This window comes from Mycobacterium sp. 852014-52144_SCH5372336, assembly GCF_001665615.1.
In the GTDB taxonomy this organism is placed as follows: Bacteria; Actinomycetota; Actinomycetes; order Mycobacteriales; family Mycobacteriaceae; genus Mycobacterium; species Mycobacterium neumannii_A.
Genome location: NZ_LZSW01000008.1, coordinates 1 through 7,281, shown reverse-complemented (window position 1 = coordinate 7,281; position 7,281 = coordinate 1). Strand labels below are relative to the sequence as shown.

Below are 7,281 nucleotides of genomic sequence, written 5' to 3'. Positions count from 1 at the left end.
TGGACCACCCGAATGAACCAGCGCTGCGAGGTCGAATGGCTTCCGCCGCCCGAACTGGACACCGGCCAGGCGCGGCTCAACTACTACCACCAACCCGAACGGCTCCTACGCCCACCGGACGACCAACTCTCGACGCCCTCCACCGACCCGGCCGACACCCCGGATCAAGACACGGCGTCGGACGCCGAGCCCGCCGACGAAGACCAAGTGGTCGACGACGAGGGGCATGCGGTAGCACCCGGCGACGACAACGAGATAGCCGACGAAGTCGCAAACCCGCACTCGAATGCTGAGCCCGCCGACGACAACCAGGTCACCGAAGCCGAATCGGGTGCCGCGGTGTCAACTGCCGGATCCACTGAGCCCGGTGGGCCCGCACCCCCAGGAGACCAGGCCGCCTGACGGCCTAAGCGAGAAAGCCCCAGCGTGCGCCTCGGATCATCAGAGGGCGCGAAATGAAGATGCCTCTGATGCAGGCCAAGGAACGACGAAACCCGCCCCGGCCAATGGCCGAAGCGGGCTTTCAATCGAGTGGAGCTAAGGGGACTCGAACCCCTGACCCCCACACTGCCAGTGTGAAACTCGGTGTGCTGTCCTGTACCGCTACGTCCACGTCGTCCCGATCTGTGCAGCTCAACTACTGGTGTGCGTACTCATGCGTCCCATGCGTATTTGCGGGTGAACGAGCGTCTTAGGACACCGCTAGGACACGCCGAACAAACGTTCGCGCCGTCGGTGGGCTGCGACAAGTCCGTTGGCAGTAAGCCCGACGGCCGGCTGGCATCCTGCAGGTAACCACCTGTCCGTGGTTTCGAGAGGGTCCTTACAGGTCATGTTCGTCAGCCATTAATTCGCGACCGCTCTGGTTACGGCTCGCTGCGATAGCTTATTAGCTATCATACGAAGATGCCGACGATGGGGCCCTCGACGAGCCTTCACGTCAAGCGGCTGGCCGGGAATCTGCTCAAGGTCGCCCGTGCGCGGACCGGCCTTTCCCAGCGCGAAGTGGCTCACTCAGCCGATGTGGCCCAATCCACGATTGCGCGGATTGAATCGGGTGCTCGGCAGCCTTCGTTACCGGTGCTGGCCCGCATACTTGCCGCCATCGACCTCGAACTCAGAATTACCTTGGCTCCGTACGACGACCACGACGACATCCTTGATGCAACCCAAGCCCGGCTTAGACCCGCTCAGCGACCCTGCCAAGAGTCGCGTGGTGACGACTTCATCGGAGCGTTCAGATCGGTCGCCGGCGTAGAATCGACTGAGCCGACCAACCCGAAATCCAGGTGATTCCCACGGAATTATAGGCGTGAACTCGAAACGGTAGACGGCGGGAATAGGTTGCCCCGCCGAAGCTCAAAAGCAGCGGCTGCTAGAGCTGGCCTACGTTGCCTACCCTGGCAGAGGTTCTGCCGAGGGGTCACGCGAATGTCTGCGACGGCAGAGGCAGTGTTTCGTGTGCGCGATGCGCTCGGTGAGGATCGCGTTCAGCGCGTTGACGCTCGCGACACCACAGGGTCCACTGAAACCTCGACTACACCAGGGCGTACCGCGACCCACTGTAGGGCGAAAGGCCCGCGCCGGTTCGGTGGGCCGATGCAATCCTCCGGCCAGAATGTTCGTGACCGCTGGCCGAATCATGCTGTCCTCCAGCTTTTTGACCAGAATCATGGATAGTCGTCATTATCCATGAAATGAGGACTCGGCATCTTCATCGCAGACGTAGCGACGGGCCGTTGGCCGTTGTCAGGATCTGTAGACGCGACTTCGTCCAACGCCTGTCCCGATTGCGGTTGGGTTGGTGAGTATCGCCCCACTCTTAATGCACACTGCGCCTAGGGGGGCGCCTTGCGATGGGTCGATATCGCCGTCGGGTCTGAGCCAGGCCCGGTATTCGCTACCGGTCGACGTGCGACTGACAATGAGAAGGTCGGTTTCGATGCCCGCATGGTTGGCGTCGCTACGGAGCTTGCGGGCATTGACAGCGCATTTTGAGACGCGCCGCTGCCGTGTGTAAAGGCCTTCAAGGGCAGCTTGCGCGATGAACCGGCCGCCGAGCGCAACGTCATCCACGATTCGTCCTGCTTCTCGCGCGGCCCACCAGCGGTGCTTGGACTGCTCGACAGCAAGCGTGAAGGGGACCTCGATGTCGACGATCGTCAGTCGCTCGTAGTCATCGGAGGCCAAGTCGTTCACGTAGCTATCAATAAGCGGCGTCCAGGAAAGAGTTCCTTCCATGACGAAGTTCTCCCCCCGGCGCTGGGATACTGCACGGACACGATTTGCGGCTTCCGTGGAGGCATCATGCACCCATAACGCCAGTTCGCTGGGATGGACGGGCTTGCCATCTGCGAGAACGTGGTTGTGCCGGATATCGAGTAGCCCGGCCCGGTCCAATCGGATCAGTATGAGGTCTTTGATGCCGTCAGGGTCGATGCGTCGGTGATCGGTGGCCAACATGTCGATCGCGAACGACTTGCCCGCACCGGGCACGCCGGCGGTAATGATCGCGGCGCGACCGTGTGCCGGTGCATCGGGGCATTTGTCTCGGTACTCGTGGGCGATCTCGTCTATCAGCTGATCGCTGAGATAGCGCTCTACTGAGCGTGGAACAGCGAACTGCCCCCCTTGGTGGAGGGCAGTCAGCTGAGAATGGACCCTATTGCGCAGTCGGCGGCTGGACTGCGGAGCTGACACTCTCGTATTCCTCGTCGCTGAGCAGTCCGAGTTGGTGGGCAGTGCTCACCTGGGTCCAGGTCCCAGGCACGGATCCCTCGTGGGGATAGGGCGCGAACTGGGTGAAGGTGTAATCGAGGCCGCGAAGCTCTTTCAGCAGCTTGCCTCGGGGGGTTCCCTCGACTGTGGCGCGCAGGATGATTTCCTCGGGGCTCGGTGCGTCTCCGAGCGCGTTGGCTCCGCGCAGCAGCCGACCTACTCGCGGCTGCGTGGTAAACAAAACGTCAGCGATTTGTCGTTGGTTCATACCTGACCGCTTAAGGTGCCTCGCAGCGCGCATGTCATCGATGCGCAGCAAGCGTTCGTGTGCCCTGCGAACCTGCGCTTCGTGGGCGATGGCTTCAACTGTGTGTTCGACTTCAACAGTGCGTTCGATCGTCGTAGGCATAATTCCTCCGTCTGATATAGAGTGTATCAGCTCTTGAAACGTTGCGTATCACGAACTGGCAGCTGACCAGCGGGCCGATCCCCGGCAGCCGCACGCCCCGGTTGTGAGTCACCTAGCCTTATTCGTTCAGGCTGTGCCGAACTTCGACTGCGACAGCCACCAGGTGGACTGTTACGTGCGAACAGAGACGCTTCGGCAGTATCTACCAGCGTTGCGACGCGGGGCTGGCCCACTTGCTCCGGGTCCGCTCGACCACTTTTCGAGCGCCACTGTGATTCATACGCCAGCGGGCGACCGCGAGGCTGACGTCGAATAGATCAGCTGCCTGCTGGTCGGTCGCGTTCGCTCGGGCGAGACGAAACGCGCCATCGTAGGGAATGAGCATCTCGCCAGAGAGCCAGTCGGCTTCGTCCTCCTGTTCACCGCCAAGGCCACACTTTCGCTCATCGGCGGACAGCGACACGCCGAATTCATGCTCAAGTACAACGTGGGCGAGTTCATGGCACATGGTCGTGCGCCTGCGAGTAAGCGGCTGGGCATCATTCTCCAGGATGGCCACCCCGGTTCCGATGGGGACTAGTGCGCCCGAGAGCGCACTTCCGTCCGCCCTGAGAAAGTGATCGCGCGCTGGACCATCGAGGTTGCTGAGTTGTACTACGGGAATTCCGTACTCATCAGCGAAGGCGTACGGGTTGAACGGTGAGTAAGCATCGAGGCCGATCTCCGCCCGCAGTTCGAGTGCGAGCCGCTTCGCCCCAGTTTTGAATCCACGACGCACGGCTCACCCTTGGGCCCGCGCACGTTCGACTGTTGCACCGATAATCTGCTGAAGGTACTTGACGTCGGTCTCACTCAGATCCTTCCTGGCCCGCAATAGCGGCGCGAGCTGCGCCATCAAATCAGGTTCGCGGGCGGCGTCATCGGTGTCGTCCGCGCCATCGAGTTCGAAGAATTGCTCTGCGGGCAGTCTGAGCCACGCGACGATAGTCGCGAATCCATCGGTGTCTGGCTTCAACCCGTTACCGAGCCTAGACAGAAGTGACGGACTGACGCCGATCTCGCCGGCCAACGCACGCCACGACAGCTGGCGTTGCTGGCGTGCAGCGTCGAGCGCCGAGTACAGCAAGGCCGTGTTGATCGTCGTCTTGGCCATGCCCAGAGTGTCTCACATCTGCAACAACATATCGCTCATGCCACAGTGTGTTAGAATTGAAACACTCGATCGGATGTAGAACGACGATGGGAGACGGACATGCCAGGCAAACGAGGACGAAGCGCGATCACCGGCCGGTTCGTGAAGCAGTCCACGGTTAAGAAGAACCCGAAGACGACGACCAACGAGAGCACCGGCAAGGGTCGTAAGAAGAAATAGTTCGAGTTCTTACGTGAGCTTGCATTAGCCTCGCGCCGCGCGGGGCTGCTTGATTTCGACCGCAGTACTTGTCGCAGAAGGGGCGTTATGGCAAAGGGTGATATCCACACCAGCAAGCACGGCGATCGCTGGGTCAATAAGGCTGAAGGGAACGTGCGCGCATCGAACAGCGCTCGTACGAAGGCTGCGGCTCAAGCCAAAGGGCGAGAGTGAGAGATGGCAATCGAACGCGAAGTTGAGCATGTTGTTCATAAGCAGAACGGGCAGATCGGGGAACGCAACACCTACCCACGAAGCCGCGACCCGAAAGAATCTAAAGGCTGAGGGGCCAACGCTTGTCATGAGTTTCTTCGAATTCTTCTCCACACCACTCGACACCCACACCGGAAATCCGCCGCGGCCACGTCCCGATTCCCCACGTCCTCGACCAGACGCCCCTCCGCGGCCCACACCGTCGTCGATCTACACCGCGACCATCGAGACGACCGATGAGTCTCGTACTGCATATCTCCTAGGCATGTTCGCGCCGTGACCGCGTTCGCCGACTGCGAACGCGTCGTGATCGGCTCCCTCGATGACCAGCACGTCGCTCGGGTACTGCGCCATTTGCCCGCCCGGTCGACCGTGGTCGTGGACGCCGACAGCCTGCCGGACGTGCTGGTTCACATCGATGATAAGCAAACGGTCGTAAGGGACCTGGCAGGCTCTTCGGTATCGATTGGCTCGATGGGCAGAGTCCGCGGCTGGATCCGCCGCCTGTCCCCTTCTCCCTGGGACCATGGCGTCGTCATCGGATCCAAACGGGCAGCAGAGTTGGCCGCGCAACTAGCGTGCCTGAGTCTCATCCTGAGAGATCATAAGATCGAGTGGCTGACACCCGTCGACACTCAACTGTCGAGTGAGAACAAAATGCTGCAAGCGCGCGCCGCGCGCGCTGCGCAGATCCCAACCCCGACCGCCATCATCGGCGGTTCCTCAAAGTACCTTGAGTCTCGACTTGGATCGCAAGTTGTCGTCAAGCCGCTAGGCCCTGGAAACTACGAGGAGGCCGGCACCCAGCATGTGGTCTACACCCAGGTCGTGGCAACCAATTCGCTCGCCAAACTCAGCACGCTGAATCCTGCATTCTTGACGCAGAAACTCATTCACGCTGAACGGCATCTACGAATCGTCACCGTTGCAGAGCGAACCTGGGGCGCGGCACTACCGGCGGATGGCCTACCTCTCGACTGGAGAAGGAGCGACGCGGCCCACTCGTCCTTCGTTCCACACCATCTGACAGCCAGTGAGGCCCATGGCGCCCAACGCATCGCACAGCAATTGGGTGTGCGATACAGCGCCCAAGACTGGCTGCACACGGGCGATGGCGAAGCCACTTTTATTGATCTGAACCCCGGCGGACAGTGGTTGTTCCTTCCTACTGAGATCGCGGAGCAGATCACCGTCGAATTAGCGAAGTGGCTAGGGGCTTCCGAGTGACGCCAGTGATCACAGGCCGGTGCCGCGAAATCCGGGCGTATCTCTGGTACTGCGTCGCCCTCTTCTGGCCGGGAGTCAAGGTTCCAAACTTTGAACATCCACCCGAGCGCCACCCCGACATCGCCGACTTGACGGATGAACAATTACAAGTGGTGCTTGAAGAAGGTCGGAGGCATCTCGACCGGCAGCGTCAAGACTTGGAGCGCGTTCAGACACGGTCCGCTACTGCCGCAACCATAGGCTTGGCCGAGATTGCGCTGTTGTCAAACGGCGGGGCGACGGTGTTCCGCGCCGGCGCGTTCTATTTGTTCCCGTGGCTGGCGGCCTTTATTTGCGTCTTTCTGGGAGTTGCGGGCGCGGTCTCACTGCTGACGACCCGTCCTACTGTTGCCGCACCTCACGTCAACAACATCGCCACCTACGCGGACGGCAATCCGCTCTACAGCGCCGCCTACTCTTACGTGCAGGATGTTGATGTCGGGGACGTCACGCTATCGGCCCGGGTCACGATCCTCCGTGATGTAGCGCTTCTACTTGTTGTGGGTGCGTTGCTGTACGCAGTGATATGGCCGTTCGTTCAACCTTAAAGCGTAGCGAGAACTCTGCTAGTGATCGGCTTGTCGAAGTCCCGCGGCTGTCGAGAATCCCGTATCCTAAGCGCCAGGACCGTCTCGACGTCGATCGCGATAGCCCTAAACCCTTGTCGCACAACCGGATTGAATGCATCCGAGGCTGCCCCTCCCGGTTCGGTTTGACTCGCGGGGGTGTGAGTTTCAGGCCGCGGTGGCAACGGTGGTCACACCATCGATAAACACGACACTCGCAGGACTAAGTCTAGTTAAGGACGACCTATGCCTCAGGTGTTCGTCCTCAACGAGGCCGGCGGCTCGGCGATCAATGAACTCGGCGGCCCTTGTCGAACATGCGAGTTCCAGGGAAACGCCACTCATGGATAACCGCTGATATCCACCAATCTGGGCGGCTTCCTCCTCCCCCAATTTCAGTGGCCGGCCACGCCGCCAATGGAAGCCAAGGCAGCACGTCTACCGCGTCGCTCCGGTCACGTTAAACAACGAGCGTGACCGCCCGGAATGGTATCGGCGGCCAAGCCTGAGCGAGGGTACGAATTCGATTCGTGCGCCATACTTAGCACTTGTATTCCTGTCGAATCACGTTGTCTACAAGGATCTTCGGACTCTCATGGATAATCTCTATTATCCATGAACTTTGTCTGCATATTGCATCAGATGAATCACTGTCTTCACTCCCGGTTGCCGTGACTCGTCACGCGATCTTCGGGCGA

At 60.5% G+C, this 7,281-nt stretch carries 7 protein-coding genes and 2 pseudogenes; 5 read left to right on the top strand and 4 right to left on the bottom strand.

The window, feature by feature from the left end; translation table 11 throughout:
* A pseudogene (locus A5759_RS26045) lies at positions 1-402 on the top strand (hypothetical protein); the annotation flags it as partial.
* Positions 403-906: 504 nt separating this feature from the next.
* Positions 907-1,293: a helix-turn-helix transcriptional regulator gene (locus tag A5759_RS01405; protein ID WP_068192985.1), complete on the top strand. Its 387-nt coding sequence runs from the start codon at positions 907-909 to the stop codon at positions 1,291-1,293.
* 456 nt (positions 1,294-1,749) lie between these two features.
* Here A5759_RS01405 and A5759_RS01400 read toward each other — a convergent pair whose 3' ends face one another.
* The 4 genes from A5759_RS01400 to A5759_RS01385 form a co-directional block, all read right to left on the bottom strand.
* Positions 1,750-2,700: a zeta toxin family protein gene (locus tag A5759_RS01400; protein ID WP_197505919.1), complete on the bottom strand. Its 951-nt coding sequence runs from the start codon at positions 2,698-2,700 to the stop codon at positions 1,750-1,752.
* The gene (locus A5759_RS01395) at positions 2,663-3,127 is read right to left on the bottom strand and encodes a hypothetical protein (RefSeq protein WP_068192979.1); all 465 of its coding nucleotides are present in this window, start codon (positions 3,125-3,127) and stop codon (positions 2,663-2,665) included. Before A5759_RS01395 ends, A5759_RS01400 begins: the two co-directional genes overlap by 38 nt.
* 202 nt (positions 3,128-3,329) lie before the next feature.
* Positions 3,330-3,905 carry an ImmA/IrrE family metallo-endopeptidase gene (locus tag A5759_RS01390; protein ID WP_068192973.1) on the bottom strand — a complete coding sequence of 192 codons (576 nt, stop codon included), beginning with the start codon at positions 3,903-3,905 and terminating at the stop codon, positions 3,330-3,332.
* Between the two features lie 3 nt (positions 3,906-3,908).
* Positions 3,909-4,280, bottom strand: a complete 372-nt coding sequence (locus A5759_RS01385) for a transcriptional regulator (RefSeq protein WP_068192970.1) — start codon at positions 4,278-4,280, stop codon at positions 3,909-3,911.
* Between the two features lie 306 nt (positions 4,281-4,586).
* Between A5759_RS01385 and A5759_RS26520 the strand changes: the two are divergent.
* From A5759_RS26520 to A5759_RS01375, 3 genes and pseudogenes are all read left to right on the top strand, one after another.
* Positions 4,587-4,823, top strand: a pseudogene (locus A5759_RS26520) (DUF2188 domain-containing protein).
* Between the two features lie 204 nt (positions 4,824-5,027).
* The gene (locus A5759_RS01380; protein WP_156616769.1) at positions 5,028-5,978 is read left to right on the top strand and encodes a hypothetical protein; all 951 of its coding nucleotides are present in this window, start codon (positions 5,028-5,030) and stop codon (positions 5,976-5,978) included.
* Complete coding sequence (locus A5759_RS01375; protein ID WP_068192963.1) at positions 5,975-6,565, top strand: hypothetical protein; 591 nt, start codon at positions 5,975-5,977, stop codon at positions 6,563-6,565. The genes A5759_RS01380 and A5759_RS01375 overlap by 4 nt, the downstream gene beginning before the upstream one ends.
* Positions 6,566-7,281 lie beyond the last annotated feature (716 nt).

What these genes read in the sequence shown, in the direction of transcription:
- A5759_RS01385 (WP_068192970.1), bottom strand. Translation starts at nt 4,280, where the DNA reads ATGGCCAAGACGACGATCAACACGGCCTTGCTGTACTCGGCGCTCGAC.
- A5759_RS01405 (WP_068192985.1), top strand. Translation starts at nt 907, where the DNA reads ATGCCGACGATGGGGCCCTCGACGAGCCTTCACGTCAAGCGGCTGGCC.
- A5759_RS01395 (WP_068192979.1), bottom strand. Translation starts at nt 3,127, where the DNA reads ATGCCTACGACGATCGAACGCACTGTTGAAGTCGAACACACAGTTGAA.